Source organism: Geodermatophilus chilensis (genome assembly GCF_002802985.1).
GTDB classification, from domain to species: domain Bacteria; phylum Actinomycetota; class Actinomycetes; order Mycobacteriales; family Geodermatophilaceae; genus Geodermatophilus; species Geodermatophilus chilensis.
Window position 1 is genome coordinate 1 of record NZ_NVPT01000069.1, and the last position, 15,969, is coordinate 15,969.

Consider the following 15,969-nt stretch of genomic DNA (forward strand, 5'->3'; position numbering starts at 1 on the left):
AGAGGTGTATAAGAGTCAGCCCCGCGTGTCGCCCCCGGGTCCGGACGTGTCGCCCGCCGGGACCTCCGTCCCGGCGGGCGACACGTCCGGACCCGGGGGCGACACGCGGGGTCAGCACACGCTGGAGCAGCCGCCGGCGTCGCGGACCGGACCGTTCCGCGACACGCCCGACACCCCTAGCGTCCCTCGGCCAACGGGCGCGGACGACCGCGCCGAGGGGGTGGGGGCGTGCGGGGGACCGACCCGGACGGTGCGGACGACGGTCGGCTGCGCGACATGCCGGTGCTGGTGACCGGCGGAACGGGCTTCCTCGGTGCGGCGCTGGTGCCGCGGCTGCTGCGCGCCGGGTGCCGCGTCGCCGTCGTCGGGCCCGACCCGGGGTGGCGCGAGCCGGTGCGGCGGGCGATCCGCGAGGGCGTGGTCGAGCTGGTCCGGGAGCCGGAGTGGTGGCGGCCGGAGGCGGCCCGGCGGGTGGCGCGCCGGGCCGCGGGGACCGAGCAGCTGGTGCACCTGGACGCGGTGCCGCTGCCGCCGGGGGAGCGGACGGTGACCGGCGCCGCGCGGCACCACGTGGCGGTGGGCGTGGCGGGCACCCTCGAGCTGCTGGCGGCGTTCGGGGACGGGCTGGGGCACGTCGTCCTCGGCAGTTCGGTGGAGGTCTACGGGCGGGCGCCGGCCGGCCCGGTGGACGAGTCGATGCGCCCGACGCCGGAGGACTCCGGGGCGGCGGCGCGGCTGGCCCTGGAGGACCAGCTGCGGGTGGTGGCCGGGGCCGGTGGTCCGGAGGCCACGGTGCTGCGCTTCACGACGCTCTACGGGCCCGGGGAGACGATGCCGTGGGCGGTGCCGACGTTCATCCGGGCCGGGCTGGCCGGGCACCCGGCGACGATCACCGGCGACGGGCAGGAGCTGCGCGACTACCTGCACGTGGAGGACGCCGCGGACCTGGTGCTGCGCGCGGTGGCCCGGCCGCCCGCGGTTGCGCCGGCCGGTGAGCGGTTCCGGCTGGTCAACGCCGGCAGCGGGACGGCCGAGCGCACGGTGGCGCTGGCGCAGCGCGTGCGGCGGGCCGTGGCCGAGCAGCGCGGCGAGCTGCCCCCGCCGCCGCGGCACGTGGGTGCTCCACCGGCGGGGAACGTGGTGTGCCGCACCGAGCGGGCGCGCGAGCTGCTGGGGTTCCGGCCCAGCGTCGACCTGGACCGGGGGCTGGCCGAGGAGGTCGCCTGGTTCGCCCAGCTGGCGGAGTCCTGGCCCAACCGGGACGTCGCTGGGTGACTCAGCCGTCCCGGCGACCGGTGGCCCGCAGCAGCCCGACCTCGGCGAGGAGGGCGGCCGCCCAGCCGAGGACGACGAACACGTCCCCCGTGTGCACCCCGTGGTCTGCGCCGAGCCGCAGGAGGACGGGCCCGTCGGCGAGGTACCGCCCGGTCAGCAGCAGGACGGCGAACGCCGACAGGACCGCGGCGATGACGAGCGCGGACAGCCGGCCGAGCACCCGCCCACGGTAGAGCCCCGCCCGCTCAGGACCCGGACAGCAGCCCGGCGTCCGCCTTGGCGGTGAGGGCGGTCCGGACGGCGGCGTCGACCGTGGCGGAGAAGTCGGGATCGCTCTCGGCGCGGGCCAGGATGGCGTCGATCATCTCCGTCACCAGGTCGGCGTCCATGGTGAGCATCAGGGTGCCCCCCGCCTCGAGGAAGCGGACGGCCCGCTCCTCGGCCGGCAGGTCCTGGACGGCCTGGGCGGCGCCGATGTCGTCGGAGATGACCACTCCGTCGAAGCCCAGCTGCTCGCGGAGCAGGTCGGTGACCACGACGGGGGAGAAGGCGGCCGGCGCGCTCGGGTCGATCCGGGTGTAGGTGGCCGAGGACATCATCACGAAGGGCTCGGCGTCCGAGCCGGCGAGCGTGCCGAAGGCGGCGACCTGCTCGTCGTCGCGGGTGGTGACGCCGTCGGTGACGTCCCGGCTCTCGTCGGGGTTCTCCTGCACCCGCCCGAGTCCGGGGAAGTGCTTGAACGTGGGGGTGACCCCGTGCCCGGCCAGGCCGTCGGCGACGGTCCCGGCAGCGGCGGTGACGGCCTCGGCGGTGCTGCCGTACTGGCGGCCGTAGGCGCCGATGGGCGCGTTGCCGTCCTCGGTGCCCTCCGGGACGACGTCGACGACCGGCGCGAGGTTGAGGTTGATGCCGGCGCTGCTCAGCGACGCGCCCATGTCGTCGGCGAGGGCGGCCAGTTCCCCGGCCGGCATGCGTCCCTGGCGGGCGGTCGTCGGGAGGTCGGCGAAGCCCGGGCCGGACAGTGTCTGCACGGCGCCGCCCTCCTGGTCGACCCCGACCCACGGACGCGGACCCGGGGCCGCCTCCGCCCACCGCGCGGTCTCCGCGGCCAGCTCGTCCGCGGGGATGCTGCTGCGGCCCTGGAGGAAGACGCCGCCCACGCCCTCGGCGACGAAGTCGTCGGCGGGGGAGAGATCGGTGAGCGCGACCCCGACGACCACCAGCTGGGCGACCTGCTCGCGGCGGTCCAGGTCGGCGAGCGCCGCCTCGACCGGGTCGGTCGGCGTGCTCGGGGCGGCCGGGGGAGTGGCGCTGGTCGTGCCGGGCGCCGTCCCGGTGCCGGCGGTCGGGGCCGCACAAGCGACCGGCAGCAGGCACAGCAGGGAACCGACGACGGCCCCGAGGCGGGAAGAGGGCATCGCCGGCCATTGTGCGTCCGGGGGCACCCGTCGGCGGGTCGAGGGGTGTGCGACCTGCCGGCGTGTCACCGACCTCCTAAGCTCGGCGCACCCTGTCTTCCCCACGGGGCGTTCTGTCGTCGATGCGTGTTGTGGAGCGTGGATGCCGCCGGTCGAACTGACGTGGGGAGCGGCGACCGCAGTCGGGCAGCGGGAGGACAACCAGGACAGGTACCTGGCTGCCCCACCGGTGTTCGTGGTCGCCGACGGCATGGGCGGTCACGTCGGTGGCGCCGCCGCCGCGGAGACGGTCGTGGAGGCGCTGCGCTCGTTGACCGGCTCCGGGACGACGACCGTGGAGGCGATCCGGCTCGCGCTGCAGCGGGCCGACGGCGAGATCCGCGGGTTCCAGGGGCCGGACAAGGCCGGCGCCGGGACGACGGTCGCCGGCGTCGCGCTGGTCGACGAGGGCGACGGACCGCAGTGGGCGGTGTTCCACGTCGGCGACTCGCGCGTGTACCGCTGGCACGCGGGCCGGCTCGAGCTCGTCACCAGGGACCACTCGGTGGTGCAGGAGCTCATCGACGCCGGCTACATCTCCGACGAGAGCGCTGCGACGCACCCACAGCGGCACATCATCACCCGCGCGCTGGGTGTGGGCCCGCGGCCCGAGGCCGACGTGGTGCTGCTGCCCGTCGTGCCGGGCGAGCGCTTCCTCGCCTGCTCCGACGGCCTGACCGGCGAGCTGACCGACGCGCAGATCGCGCCCCTGGTGGGCGGCGGTGAGGTGGCACGGGCAGCCTCCACGCTCGCGACCGAAGCCGAGACCGTCGGCGCGCGCGACAACGTGACCGTCGTCGTGCTCGAGGCCGCCTCCGGGGTCGCCCGTGGTGCCGAGGGCTGACACCACCTGGCCCGGCGGCGCTCGTCCACCGGGCCGTGACGGTCAGCGCAGGTCGAGTCCTGCGGCGATCGGGCACCGGTCGGTGCCGGGGAGGGTGACGAGCGCCCGGTAGACCTCCTCGACGGCCGCGGCGACCCGATCGAGCCCGAACTCCTGCTCGTACACGTGCCGGGCCCGCATGCCCACCCGGTCGAGTGCCGACCGGTCGGCGCAGGCGGTCGCGATGAGGTCGGCGAGCTCGTCCGGACCGGCCGTGGGCGGGAAGAGCCACCCGTTCTCCCCGTGACGGACGGCGTCCGGCAGGCCGCCCACCTCCGGCGCCACCACCGGACACCCGGCCGCCGCGGCCTCCAGGACCGACAGTGGCAGCCCCTCCCGCTGGGAGGTCAGGAGGAACAGGTCGGCGTCGGCGAGCGCGTCGACCGCCGGACGACGGCCACCCGGGAAGGCGACGACCCCGTCGAGGCCGGCCTCGGTCACCAGCGCGCGGGCCGCCGTCAGGAGTCCGCCGTCGCCGACCCACGTGGCCTGCACGGGGATGCCACGGCGGTGCAGCTCCCCGACGACCGCCACGAAGCGGGCCGGGTCCTTGACCGCGTCGGCCCGCGCGATGTTGACGATCCGGAGTCGGTCGTCCCCTGCGGGCGCGGGGCGGCGGCGGACGCCGTGGTCGGCGACGCCGTTCGGGATGGTGCGCACCGTCTCGGAGCGCCGGCCGCGGTCCTCCACCAGCATCCGGGCCACGGCGCTGCCGCAGGCGATCAGCGCGTCACCCCTGAACGAGAGCCCTCGCCACGACGAGGACCCGAACTCGCTGTGCACGTGCTCCACGTGCGCCAGGCGCGTGCCGCCCCGGGTCAGCCAGACCGCCGTCGACACGCCCCGCTGGTGGGTGTGGACGACGTCCCACGCCGCGGCGCGCAGCAGCCGGTGCACGTACGGCAGCAGCCGGTGCAGCGCCATCCGGCCGCCCTCGTGGCGGTGCAGCTCGACGGCGGGGGAGAGCTCGTCCCACAGCGGCCCCGCGCCGGCGGCGACCGCGACGGAGTGGCCGCTCGCCGCCTGGCTGTTCGCCAGCGCGACCAGCACGAGCTGCGAACCACCGACCGTCAGGTCGTCGGTGATGTGCAGGATCCGCATCCGCGCCCCTCCTGGGCCATGGGCTGCCGGCGCGCAGGTGCCGGAGCCGTTCCTCGTGGTCGGGGACCCACGCCGTCGGACGGCGACCGGCCGTCGGTGACGCTCCGCGAGCCCCGTCGCATGGTGCCGGACCCGATGCCGCGGATGCCTCCCTCGGAGGGGTGGCCCGTCCGGCCGCGACCCCCTGCAGCGCCGTCCCCCGCGCTTACGGTCTGCACCGCGATCGGCTCGGACAGAGGGGGACACGCGTGCAGAGCGCTGCTGTGGCTGCACCGCCGGGGACGGCGGACGTCTGCGTCGTCATCCCCACGCGGAACCGCCCCGAACTGGTCCTCCGGGCCGTCTCGAGTGCCCTGGGGCAGTCGCTGTCGCCCGGTGAGGTGCTCGTCGTCATCGACGGGCCGGACGACGCCACCGAGGCCGCCCTGGCCGGCGTGGACGACCCTCGGCTGCGCGTGCTGTCCCTCCCGACCGGTTCCGGGGCCGCCGGTGCGCGCAATGCCGGGGTGCGCGCCACCGACCGCGAGTGGATCGCGTTCCTCGACGACGACGACGAGTGGTCCCCGGAGAAGCTCGAGCGGCAGTTCGAGCACGTCCGCGCGAACGCGCCGTCGGGCCCGGCTGTGTACGCGACCGGCGTCGAGTGGCGCACGGACGGGTTCACCTTCCACTACCCGGAGCGGGCGCCGCGCGCCGGCGAGCGGGTGGCCGACTACCTGTTCGTCCGCAGCCGGCCGGGGGAGGGGATGCTCGCCGTCCCCACGCTCCTCCTGCGTCGGGAGCTCGCCCTCGCCCACCCGCTCCCGGAGCACCTGCGCACCCACGAGGAGTACGACTGGTTCCTCGACCTGGAGCGGCACGGGTGCACCTTCTCCGTGGCCCTGGAGCCGCTGACGGTCGTGCACGCACCGAGCGTCCGGACGTCCGTGAGCACGAACGCCGGCTGGCAGTCCTCGCTGGCCTGGGCGCTCGCCCGGCGCGCCGACCTGGGCGAGCGGGCCTTCGGCGCCTTCTGCCTCACCGACGTGGCGCGCAGCGCCCAGCGCACCGGGGGGCTGCGCCTGTTCGCCGCGCTCGCCGGCATGGCCGCCACCGCCCGGCCGACCGGCCGTGACCTGGCCCGTTTCCTCGCCATCTGGTTCCTCCCGCAGCAGCTGCGCTGGCGCCTGACCGGCCGGCGTCGACGTGACGGCTGACGTCCGCACGACGGCGCGGGCCGCCCGGCAGGAGTCGGCCACGGGCGGCACGGGCGCCCGGCGGCTGGTGCTCGGCGTGGTCGACTCCGCCCTCCCCAGCCTGGGCAACCTCGCGGTCAGCGTCCTGGCTGCGCACTCGATGGCCCTCGCCGACTTCGGCGTCTTCACCACCCTGGTCCTCGCGCTGATCCTGGCGACCGGGGTCTCCCGCTCGGTGCACGGCGACGTCCTCGTGCTCACCGTCGTGGACGAGCCGGCCCGGATGCTGCAGCGCGCCCGGTCGTCCCTCGCCTCGGTGCTGCGGCTCGGCCTCGTCGCCGGCGCGCTCGGTGTCCTCGCCGGTGCAGTCGCCTCCGCGGCCGGCGTCACGTGGGGTCCGGCGCTCGTCGCGGCCGGCGCGGTCCTGCCGGTGCTCCTCGTGCAGGATCACTACCGGTGGGTGGCCCACGCGCACGGGTGCATCGTCGACTCGCTGACCAACAACGCGGTCTGGAGCCTCGGTGCCGTCACCGCGATGGGCCTGGCCGTCGCCGAGTCCGACGAGACCGTCGGCCCGGCGACGGGCCTGCTGGTGTGGGGCGTGGCCGCCCTCCTCGGGGTGGCCGTCGGCGCGGCGACCAGCGGGTGCCTCCCGCCTGCCCGGCTCCCCGGCGGGTGGCTGCGCGAGAACCGGTCGCTGGCCGGCGCCCTGGCGCAGGACTTCGGCCTGCTGCAGGCATCGGCCCAGGGGGCCCTGGTCCTCCTCGCGGTGCTGACCTCGTCGACCGACGTCGCGCTGCTGCGGAAGGCGCAGATCTGGCTGGGTCCGGTCACGATGGCGACGACGGGGTTGCTGTCGGCCCTGCAGTCCGGGCTCGCGCGCAGCCGGGCGCGGGGCGCGGCAGCCCGCGGGCTCGCCCGCACCGCGTCGTCCGTCGGGGCGGCCGGTGCGCTCGGCGCCGCCGTGTACGGCTGCGCCGTCGCCGTCCTGCCGGCGGCCTGGGCGGCGCTGCTCGTGGACGGCGGCTGGTCGGACGCCCGGTCCTTCGTCTGGCCGCTCACGGTGCAGCTCGCCGCCGGGCTCGCGGGTGGGTGTGCCGGGGTCGCGCTGCGTGCCCTGGGCGCCGTGGGCCGGCAGGTCCGGGTGCGCTGGGTGCTCGCCCCGCTCTCGCTGCTGGTCGTCCTCGGCACCGCCACCAGTGGTGGGGCGCTCCTCGCCGCCTGGGCCCTCGCCGGCATCTCCGTGCTGACCGCCGCCCTGTGGGGCCTCCTGCTGGTCCGCGCGGTCACCGGCGAGGTCGGGGGGAGGGCCGCGTGAGGCCCTCCCCGGTCCCCGCCGTCACCTTCCTGGTCGCGGTCGCGGCGACGCCGTACCCGGGCAGCTACTGGGCAGTGGCCGGGCTCGCCCTCGTCGTCCTGGCCCAGGCGGCCTCGGTGCCCGGTCCGCTGCGGGTCGGCCGCGCCGTCCTCCTGGCCGTCGGCTGGTGCGGCGTCACGGTGCTGTGGTCGGTCGCCCCGTCCCTGACCGTGCGCCACCTCGCGCTCCTTGCGCTCCTGACGGTGGCCGCGGCCCTGCTGCCGCGCGTGCTCGGGCCCCTGGGCGTGCTCGCCGCGCTGGCCACCGCGTGCCGGGTCCTGCTGGTCGCCAGCTGGGCGCTGTACCTGCTCGTCCCGGCCGTCGGTCGCACGCAGGAGGTCTACCAGTACGGGACCCTCGAGGGCGTCTTCGTCCAGCGCAACGTCGCCGCCTTCTTCTACGTCGCCGCCACCCTCACCTTCCTGGTGCGCGCCGCCGCGGGCGGTGCCCGACGCCGGGACCTCGGCTGGGCCGGCCTCGCGGTGGCCACCCTCCTCGCCACGTCGAGCGGCACGGGGCTCGCCGTCCTGATGGCCGCCGCCGGCGTAACCGGCGCGCTCGTGGTCGCGTCCCGCGCCCGCACGGTGGGACGACGGCGGCTGGTCGTGGCGGCGGCCATCCTGCCGGCGGTGGGTCTCGCGCTCTGGCTGCCCTTCAACCTGGGCGTGGTCAGCGAGCTCTTCGGCCGGGACGCGACGCTCACCGGCCGCAGCGTCATCTGGGACGTCGTCGAGCGCGTCGTCGCCGAGTCGCCGTGGCTGGGCCAGGGCAGCGGCGCACTGTGGGTCGCCGGCGTCCCCGTGACCGACCACATGTGGGCGCAGACCGGCTTCGCCTTCTACCACGCCCACAGTGCCTACCTGGACCACCTGGTCCAGACCGGGGTCGTCGGCCTGGCGCTCGTCCTCGCCGTGGTGCTCCTGGCGCTGCGCCGCTCGGTCCGGCGGCTCGTCGCCTCCGGGGACGTGCTGGCCATGTGGCCGGCCGGGACGCTCGTCTGCCTGCTCTTCTACGGCATCGACGAGCAGTCCTTCGCCTCGTCCTTCGGCTGGCTGCTCGTCGTGCTGGCCGCGGCCCTCGCCGCGCCGGACGGCGCCGCCACCCCTGAGGTGTCCTCGCTCGGGCGGACCCGCCTCGAGCCCTCGTCGCGCGCGGTCCGGCTGCGCACCCAGCCCCTCGGCCCGTCGGGCCGCACAGCCATGGAGGTGTCCGGTGTCCGGTGAGTCGGTCCGGGTCGGTCCGTTCGACGTCGTCGACCTCTCGCGCGCGCAGCTCGCCGAGGCGCTCGTGGAGGCGTGGGCGGTCGCCACGCGCCCGATCCGCGTGTTCGCCCTCCACGTGGGGGGCCTGAACCGAGCGCGGGACGCGGCCTTCGTCGCGCTCCTCGACGACGCCGAGTGGTGCTACGCCGACGGCGCCTCGGTCGTGCTCGTCGCGCGCGCGGCCGGGGCGCGACACATCCAGCGGGCGCCCACCACCGACCTGGCGCACGCGGTCCTGGACCTCGTGGCGGCGCGCGCCGGTGGGGAGGTCACCTTCGCGATGGTCGGTGGCCCGGCGGGCCTCGCCGACCGCGCGGCCCGCCGCCTCGAGGCCGAGCACCCGGCGCGGTGCGTGTTCACCAGCGACGGCTTCCGGTCCGACTGGGCGCCGGTGCTCGAGCAGCTCAAGAACGCCCGGCCGGACGTCGTCTTCGTGGGCATGGGCATGCCACGGGAGGCGGAGTGGGTCAGTGCGCACGTCGACTCCCTCGCGCCCGGGCTGGTCATGACGTGCGGTGGGTGGTTCGGCTTCCTGGCCGGCGAGGAGTCGCGCGCCCCGGCGGTCTTCCAGCGCCACGGCATCGAGTGGGTGTGGCGGCTGGTCCAGTCGCCACGACTGCTCTCCCGCTACGCGCGTGGCGCCCTCACCACCGCTCACCTGTTCGCCTCGGCGCTGCTCGCGTCGCCACGACGGAGGGCTCGGTCGTGATGCCCGGCGAGCGGCATCCCCGGCCCGGCCCGGAGGCCGCGGCCGCACTCTCACTCGCGAACGGCGCTGCCAGGGCAGCGCGCACAGGACGGGGGATCCGATGGACCTGAGGAAGGCGCTGGCCGCCCTTCGCCGCATGTGGTGGGTCGTCGTGGTCGGAGCGCTGCTCGGCGGTCTCGCCGGTGCCGCCGTGGGGCTGCTGGCGACGCCGCGGTACACGACGCAGACGCAGTTCTTCGTCAGCACGGCCGACTCGGCCTCGACGTCCGAGGCCTTCGCGGGCAGTCAGTTCGCCCAGCAGCGCGTCGCCTCGTACGCCGGCCTCCTCGAGGGGGAGGAACTGGCCGCGCGCGTGATCGACGACCTCGGGCTCGACCGGACCACGGCGTCGCTGCAGGACGCGGTCGAGGTCTCGCCGGTGCCGGAGACGGTCCTCATCGACGTCTCGGTCACCGATCCCTCGCCCGAGCGGGCCCGCGCCCTCGCCGCCTCTCTGTCGAGCGAGTTCCTCGACCTGGTGGCGGAGCTGGAGACGCCCGTGGGTGGCACCGCCTCTGCGGTCCGGGTCACCGTCACCGACCGGCCGGACCTGCCGACGGAGGCCAGCTCACCCGACGTCCTCAGGACCGTGGCGGCCGGCGTCCTCGGCGGCCTGGTGCTCGGCGCGCTCGTCGCGCTGGCCCGCGACCTCGCCGACCGCTCGGTCACGACCGCCGAGGAGGCCTCTGCGCTGACCGGTGCGCCGGTGGTCGGGGTCGTGGTGCGGGACCCGGCGCTCGGCTCCCGGAGCGGCAGGGGCGGTGAGGTGCGCTCCGACCACGCCGCGGAGGGCTACCGGCAGGTGCGGGCCAATCTGCAGTTCCTCGACGTGGACCAGCCGCCGAAGGTCGTCATGGTGTCCAGCGCCGTGCCCGCCGAGGGCAAGACGACGGCGGTGGTCAACCTGGGCCTCGCATTGGCCCGCGCCGGGCACCGGGTGACCCTCGTGGAGGCCGACCTCCGCAAGCCCAGGGTGATCGACTACCTCGGCCTGGTCGACGGCGTGGGGCTGACCAACGTGCTCACCGGCAGCGCCGGCCTCGAGGACGTCGTCCAGCAGCACGCGACCGAGGGGTTGTCGGTGATCGGCGCCGGGCCGGTCCCGCCGAACCCAGGTGAGCTGCTCGCGTCCAGCTCGATGCGGGTGGTGCTGGAGAAGCTGCGCGCCGACAACGACTTCGTGCTGGTGGACGCGGCACCGCTGCTGCCGGTCGCCGACGCGATCGGTCTGGCGGCGCACACCGACGGCGCTCTGCTGTCGGTCCGGTACGGCGTCACCCGGCGCGAGCAGGTCGCCGCCGCGGCCGCCCGGCTGGAGCGCGTGGGCGCCCGCACGCTCGGTGTGGTGCTGAACCTCGTCCCACCGAAGGCCGAGCTCGCCTCGGAGCACGGCTACGGCTACGGCTACGCCGCCGAGACGCGGGCCTGAGGACCGCTCAGCCGGACCGGTCGGTGCGCTGAGCGCGGAGCAGGACGTCGGCCAGCGGGCGCAGCGCCGTGGCGATCGCCTCGGCCACCTCTGCGTGGACCGGCGCGGGCCGGCCGATCGGGTCGACGACGTCGTCGTCCGCGGTCGGCCGGCCGGTGGCCCGCGCCGCGTCCAGGCGGAGGGCGAGCCGGGCGGCGCGGTCGTCGAGGGTCGCGCCGGTGAGGTCCGACAGGTCGGCCCGGTGCACGAGGTCCGCGGCCTCGCGCAGGACGAAGGTCCGCCGCAGCCCGCGGGGCACCGCGTTCAGCACCCTGCGCCGCTGGTCACGGGTCATCGTCAGCACGAGATCCGCCTCCTCCGCCATGCGCGGGACGAACAGCCGCGAGCGGAAGCCGTCGACGTGGACGCCGTACCGGGACACCGCCGCGGCGGAGTCGGGGTCCACGGGGCGACCGGGCGTGGCCGCGAGTCCGGCGCTGCCGACCTGCACGCCGGCCGCCTCGGGTTCCTCGCCGAGGGCCTCGCGCGCCCAGGTCCGCACCAGTCCCTCCGCCATGGGCGACCGGCACTCGTTGCCGGTGCAGACGAAGAGGAGGCGCACGCCCCGACGCTAGGCCCCGGCGCGCCGTTCCCCGGGTGCGACCGGCCGCGGGCACCCCAGCTGGGGAGGCTTCAGGGACAGACGCGCCAGTTGCCGCCCTCGTCGACGAGCGGCAGCACCGGGTGCTCCTGGAGGCCGTCGGCGTGGACGAGGGCGACCGTGGCGTCGGCGGAGCTGCGGCCGTTCGACGACTGCACGTTCACGCCGTCGAGGCCGTCGAGGCCGTCGAGGCCGTAGGGGACCGGGCTGCCGGGCGGGGGCTGCGGGGAACCGGTCACGGGGGTCGCCTTCCTCGCGGCACGGGGCGACTGCCGGGGAGCCGGCCGAGGGAGGTCCCGACCTGCCGGCCCCCTGGGTTCACCCGGACGGGCGGACGTGCAGGTCAGCGAGGGACGTCGGGCAGCGCCTGGGTGCTGAACTCCTCGGCGTTCTGCGACAGCGAGTCGGTCTGCAGGTAGCCCCACATCCGCTCGCCGGCGACGTCGTCGAGGTAGACGACGCTCGCTGCGCCCTCGGTGCCCGTGCCCAGCACCGGTGCGGTGAAGAAGTCGACGTTGTCCGGCGTCAGCCCGCGCAGCGAGTACGCCAGCGACAGCACCTCGGCGTTGCCGAGCTGCTCGTCGACCGCGACGGCACTGGTCACGGCGAGCAGCGCGGCGTCGAGCCGCCCCGGGTCGGTGAAGGTGTCGGAGCTGAACAGCTTGCCGAACATCGCCTGCAGGTACTGCTGCTGCCGGCGCACCCGGTCGAAGTCGCCGCCGGGCAGGCCGTAGCGCTGCCCGAGATACCAGCGCGCCTGGTCACCGTCGAGGTGGTTGACGCCGGCGGGGAAGGTGTACGGCCCGTTGCTGGTGGTCTCCGCGACCACGACGTCCACCCCGCCCAGGTCGTCGGTGACCTGGATGAGCCCCTCGAAGTCGATGGCGACGTAGTGGTCGATCCGGACGTCGGTGAGCTGTTCGACGGTCTGGACGAGCAGCGCCGGTCCGCCGTACGCGTAGGCCGCGTTGACCTTGTCCCTGCCGTGGCCCGGGATGTCGACCCAAGAGTCGCGGGGGACGGAGATTAGCTGCGCGTGCTGCCGGTCGGCGGAGAACCGGGCGATCATGATCGCGTCGGAACGGCCGCCGGCCGCGATGCCCTCCTCGGCGGTGGCGCGGGTGTCGGACCCGACGAGCAGGAAGGTCACCGGTTCCTCGCCGGCCTGTTCTGCCGGGGCCGACGGCGCGGGCCGGGCCCCGTCGTCCAGGGTCGCGAAGACCTCGGAGACCCGGTCGACGTTGCCGGCGTAGCGGTCGGTGAGGAACCACAGCGCGCCGGCGACGACCACGGCGACGACCACTCCCAGCACACCGAGTGTGACCAGCACCCGGCGCAGCACCCGGCCGCGCTGCGGTGAGGTCCCCGCGTGCTCGTCCGTCTGCCGATCCGGCGACGCCGTCTCGGTCGCACTGCTCATGGGGCCCCCGTCCACCCGGCGATGCTGCCGACGGTACGGAAGGGAACGGCCCAGGTCAGGCTGTGGCCACCCTTAGGAGTGAGCAGTCAGCGCGACCGCACCTCGTGCCGATCGGAGGGGGTGGGGCGGCCGTGCGAGAGGTGGTCGGGCTCCCCGAGCTCCTCACGGTCGGCGCGGTGGATGGCCCGGCCCAGCAGGACGGCGGCGGGGAGGGCGAGCAGCACCCACAGCACCACGGCGGTCACCAGCCAGCCCACGCGAGCCTCCCGTCCCTGCGTCACCCTCGACCCGGAGTAGAGCGCAGACGGACGGCCGCGCGGGACCCCCAGAGCACGGGGGCGGACACCTCGATGCCCGTAACGGAACGGTACCTGTCCATACCGGCGGGTGAGCGGGTCGGGCAGACCGCCCTCGTGTTCACCCTCTCGGCGGTCCGTCGAGCCCGATCGGGTGACGGGCCGGCGACGGCGTCCTCCGGCGGATGCGCGCACTGGCACCGCTCGCGCTGGGCCGGGGACGACGCCTTCAGCGGCTCGAGCCTCTGCACCTGCCGCCGCGGCGAGGTCCGTCCCGGCCTCTGGGCCGAGAGGTCGCCTCCATGAGACTCCGCTCATCGGGCGCCCATGCCCCCTTCATGGTGCACTTCGATCCTTGAGTGGTTGAGGGGGTCTCCAGCGGGAAGGCGGCACGGTCATGCGGATCTCGGTCATCGGCTGCGGGTATCTCGGCGCCGTCCACGCGGCGTCGATGGCCGAACTGGGCCACGAGGTGGTCGGCATCGACGTCGACGAACGGAAGATCGCCGACCTCTGCGCGGGCCGCGCCCCGTTCTACGAGCCGGACTTCGGCGAGCTGCTCCAGCACTCCCTCGCGTCGGGCCGGCTCAGCTTCAGCACCGACGTCGCCGACGCCGCCGGCGCACAGGTGCACTTCGTCTGCGTCGGAACGCCGCAGAAGCACGGCGAGTACGCCGCCGACCTGCGCTTCGTCCAGGCGGCCGCGGAGTCCCTGCTGCAGGTGATCGAGCCCGGCGAGCTGGTGGTGGGCAAGTCGACCGTCCCGGTGGGCACGGCCGCGGAACTGGCCCGCATGTTCGGCGAGAAGGTCCCCGGCTCCCTGCTCGCCTGGAACCCGGAGTTCCTGCGCGAGGGGTTTGCCGTCCGCGACACGCTGCACCCCGACCGGCTGGTCTACGGCGTCCCCGACGGGCCGGACGCCGAGACGATCGTCGCCGTCCTCGACGAGGTGTACGCACCCATCGTGGCCACCGGCACGCCCAAGGTGGTCACCGACTACGCGACGGCGGAGATGGTGAAGACGGCGGCCAACTCCTTCCTGGCGACGAAGATCAGCTTCATCAACGCGATGGCCGAGCTGTGCGAGGCCACCGGCGCGGACGTCAAGCAGCTCGCGGACGCGATCGGGTTCGACGACCGGATCGGGCGGAAGTTCCTCAACGCCGGGCTGGGGTTCGGCGGCGGGTGCCTGCCCAAGGACATCCGGGGGTTCATGGCCCGCGCCGGTGAGCTGGGGGCCGACCAGGCGCTGACGTTCCTGCGCGAGGTCGACAACATCAACATGCGCCGCCGGATCCGGATGGTGGAGCTGGCCCGCGAGGTCTGCGACGGCTCGCTGCTCGGCAAGCACATCGCCGTCCTCGGGGCGGCGTTCAAGCCCGACTCCGACGACATCCGCGACAGCCCGGCCCTCAACGTCGCCGCCCAGCTGCAGCTGCAGGGCGCGGTCGTGACCGTCACCGACCCCGCCGCGATCGAGAACTCCCGCCGGCAGTGGCCCCAGCTGGACTACGCGGCCACGCCGGAGGAGGCCGCCGAGCGCGCCGACGCCGTCCTGGTGCTCACCGAGTGGCGGCAGTACCGCGAGCTGGACCCGGTCGCCTTCGGCGAGGTCGTCGCCCGGAAGCGGGTGCTCGACGGGCGCAACGCCCTCGACCGCGAGGCCTGGACCGCCGCGGGCTGGACCTACCGCGCCCTGGGCCGCCGCGCCGGCTGAGACGGCGGCACGCGGTCGGGTGTGCCGTGCGAACCGAGTGCGGGTGTTCGGGCGCACGGTCACGCCGAGCGCTGGACCTGCCGATGTCGGGCGCATGGTGACGTGGGTGATCGGCGTGCTGGTGGTGTGGCCCCTGGTGGCCCTCGGGGTCGCCGTCGTCCTGGGCCGGTGGATCCGCCTCGCCGACACCCGGTCCCGCGCGGAGCGCCCGCTCACCACCGCCGACCTCCCCCCGCGTTCCGGCCGGGCGTCGGGAGCACGCGCCGCTGAGCCACCCGATCGGGTGACCCGCCGGCCGAGGGGTCCCGCTCCGCACCCGGCCTGCCGATGACCGGTGCGTGTGGATCTGGGTCGTCGGGGGGCTGGTCCTCTGGGTGCTGCTCGCGTTCGCGGTGGCCGTCGTCGTCGGTCGGGGCATCCGGCTCGCGGACACCCGTTCCGGTGACCCGCTGACCGCGCCCGAGCCGCTCGCCGACCTGCGGCTCGTCACGCCGCGCCGCCGCGTCCCGCTGCCGCCCGTCGGGATCGCCCTGGCCGCGACCGCGGTGCTGCTCGAGACCGCCGGCTACGTCGGCCGGCTGACCGGCGCGACCGGCCCGGTGGCCCGGGCGCTGTCCATGGACGCCCCGTTCTCCGCGCCTCGCACCTTCGTCGCCGCGCTGTTCGCGGTGGCCGCGGTGGCCGCGGTCGCCGGCGCCGCGCGCGTGCCCGGCCGCCGCGCCTGGTGGCTGGCCGTCGGGCTCGTGTGCGCGGGCATCGCCGTCGTCAAGGCCGGCGGCACCGTGCACGTCGAGGCCATGGGTGCGCTGTCGGCCGCCGTCGGCGAGGCCGGCGCCGTCGTCGCCAGCGTCGCGCTCGTGGCCGCCGTCCTCGCCGTCCTTGCCTTCGTCAGCCGCGACGAGCGCCGCGACCGCCGCCGGGTGCTCGCCTGCCTGGCCGGCTACGGGGTGGCGTCGGTCGGCCTCTCCGCGGTCTCGGCCGTGGCGGTCGGGTCGTGGGCGGTGACCGCCACCTACCTGGAGGAGTCCGGGGAGGCGCTGGCCGGCGTCGCCGTGCTGGTCGCCGTCCTCGTCGGTGTCGCGCCGCGCCTGGTGCTGCCCGCCTCCTGGGTGCTCCGCCGCGAGCAGGACGCCGAGACGTTCGCCGTCCCCGAGCGCGTGTCCGACGCCCTCCGCGGCTGACCGTCTCCAGGGACGGGGGCCCTGCAGA

16 protein-coding genes are annotated in these 15,969 nt (G+C 75.6%); 9 read left to right on the plus strand and 7 right to left on the minus strand.

The features are described from left to right. The first annotated feature begins 228 nt into the window (after positions 1 to 228). Positions 229 to 1,275: an NAD-dependent epimerase/dehydratase family protein gene (locus CNO22_RS13175; RefSeq protein ID WP_100499807.1), complete on the plus strand. Its 1,047-nt coding sequence runs from the start codon at positions 229 to 231 to the stop codon at positions 1,273 to 1,275. A gap of 1 nt (position 1,276) precedes the next feature. Here CNO22_RS13175 and CNO22_RS13180 read toward each other — a convergent pair whose 3' ends face one another. Together CNO22_RS13180 and CNO22_RS13185 are read right to left on the minus strand one after the other, a co-directional pair. Next, positions 1,277 to 1,495, minus strand: a complete 219-nt coding sequence (locus CNO22_RS13180) for a hypothetical protein (protein WP_100499808.1) — start codon at positions 1,493 to 1,495, stop codon at positions 1,277 to 1,279. Positions 1,496 to 1,520: 25 nt separating this feature from the next. Next, entirely contained in the window at positions 1,521 to 2,693 is a 1,173-nt protein-coding gene (locus CNO22_RS13185; RefSeq protein ID WP_157936935.1) for a glycoside hydrolase family 3 N-terminal domain-containing protein, read from the minus strand. A gap of 142 nt (positions 2,694 to 2,835) precedes the next feature. Here CNO22_RS13185 and CNO22_RS13190 point away from each other — a divergent pair, with 142 nt between their 5' ends. Next, the gene (locus CNO22_RS13190; RefSeq protein ID WP_100499829.1) at positions 2,836 to 3,576 is read left to right on the plus strand and encodes a PP2C family protein-serine/threonine phosphatase; all 741 of its coding nucleotides are present in this window, start codon (positions 2,836 to 2,838) and stop codon (positions 3,574 to 3,576) included. A 42-nt stretch (positions 3,577 to 3,618) separates the two neighbouring features. Here the strand turns inward: CNO22_RS13190 and CNO22_RS13195 are convergent, their stop codons facing one another. Then, a complete protein-coding gene (locus tag CNO22_RS13195) occupies positions 3,619 to 4,716 on the minus strand; it encodes a glycosyltransferase family 4 protein (protein ID WP_100499810.1) in 1,098 nt (365 codons plus the stop codon). 263 nt (positions 4,717 to 4,979) lie between these two features. Here CNO22_RS13195 and CNO22_RS13200 point away from each other — a divergent pair, with 263 nt between their 5' ends. From CNO22_RS13200 to CNO22_RS13220, 5 genes are all read left to right on the plus strand, one after another. After that, on the plus strand, positions 4,980 to 5,912 hold the full coding sequence (locus CNO22_RS13200) for a glycosyltransferase family 2 protein (RefSeq protein WP_198588304.1): 933 nt from the start codon (positions 4,980 to 4,982) through the stop codon (positions 5,910 to 5,912). Beyond that, positions 5,902 to 7,209: an MATE family efflux transporter gene (locus CNO22_RS13205; protein ID WP_100499811.1), complete on the plus strand. Its 1,308-nt coding sequence runs from the start codon at positions 5,902 to 5,904 to the stop codon at positions 7,207 to 7,209. Before CNO22_RS13200 ends, CNO22_RS13205 begins: the two co-directional genes overlap by 11 nt. After that, complete coding sequence (locus CNO22_RS13210) at positions 7,206 to 8,471, plus strand: O-antigen ligase family protein (protein ID WP_100499812.1); 1,266 nt, start codon at positions 7,206 to 7,208, stop codon at positions 8,469 to 8,471. Before CNO22_RS13205 ends, CNO22_RS13210 begins: the two co-directional genes overlap by 4 nt. Continuing rightward, positions 8,461 to 9,219, plus strand: coding sequence for a WecB/TagA/CpsF family glycosyltransferase (locus tag CNO22_RS13215; protein WP_157936936.1), 759 nt, complete (start codon positions 8,461 to 8,463; stop codon positions 9,217 to 9,219). The genes CNO22_RS13210 and CNO22_RS13215 overlap by 11 nt, the downstream gene beginning before the upstream one ends. Before the next feature lie 100 nt (positions 9,220 to 9,319). Further along, positions 9,320 to 10,687 carry a polysaccharide biosynthesis tyrosine autokinase gene (locus tag CNO22_RS13220; protein WP_100499814.1) on the plus strand — a complete coding sequence of 456 codons (1,368 nt, stop codon included), beginning with the start codon at positions 9,320 to 9,322 and terminating at the stop codon, positions 10,685 to 10,687. A gap of 7 nt (positions 10,688 to 10,694) precedes the next feature. On the opposite strand, the gene CNO22_RS13225 is transcribed toward CNO22_RS13220, so the two are convergent. The 4 genes from CNO22_RS13225 to CNO22_RS27700 form a co-directional block, all read right to left on the minus strand. Beyond that, the gene (locus tag CNO22_RS13225; protein ID WP_100499815.1) at positions 10,695 to 11,288 is read right to left on the minus strand and encodes an arsenate reductase/protein-tyrosine-phosphatase family protein; all 594 of its coding nucleotides are present in this window, start codon (positions 11,286 to 11,288) and stop codon (positions 10,695 to 10,697) included. Positions 11,289 to 11,359: 71 nt separating this feature from the next. Then, on the minus strand, positions 11,360 to 11,566 hold the full coding sequence (locus CNO22_RS13230; RefSeq protein WP_100499816.1) for a hypothetical protein: 207 nt from the start codon (positions 11,564 to 11,566) through the stop codon (positions 11,360 to 11,362). Between the two features lie 104 nt (positions 11,567 to 11,670). Further along, positions 11,671 to 12,747, minus strand: a complete 1,077-nt coding sequence (locus tag CNO22_RS13235; RefSeq protein ID WP_100499817.1) for an LCP family protein — start codon at positions 12,745 to 12,747, stop codon at positions 11,671 to 11,673. A gap of 86 nt (positions 12,748 to 12,833) precedes the next feature. Continuing rightward, on the minus strand, positions 12,834 to 13,004 hold the full coding sequence (locus CNO22_RS27700; protein WP_157936937.1) for a hypothetical protein: 171 nt from the start codon (positions 13,002 to 13,004) through the stop codon (positions 12,834 to 12,836). Positions 13,005 to 13,440: 436 nt separating this feature from the next. On the opposite strand from CNO22_RS27700, the gene CNO22_RS13245 reads away from it, so the two are divergent. Together CNO22_RS13245 and CNO22_RS13255 are read left to right on the plus strand one after the other, a co-directional pair. Continuing rightward, positions 13,441 to 14,760: a UDP-glucose dehydrogenase family protein gene (locus tag CNO22_RS13245; protein WP_100499819.1), complete on the plus strand. Its 1,320-nt coding sequence runs from the start codon at positions 13,441 to 13,443 to the stop codon at positions 14,758 to 14,760. 338 nt (positions 14,761 to 15,098) lie between these two features. Beyond that, on the plus strand, positions 15,099 to 15,941 hold the full coding sequence (locus tag CNO22_RS13255; RefSeq protein ID WP_100499821.1) for a hypothetical protein: 843 nt from the start codon (positions 15,099 to 15,101) through the stop codon (positions 15,939 to 15,941). The last annotated feature ends 28 nt before the right edge of the window (positions 15,942 to 15,969 follow it).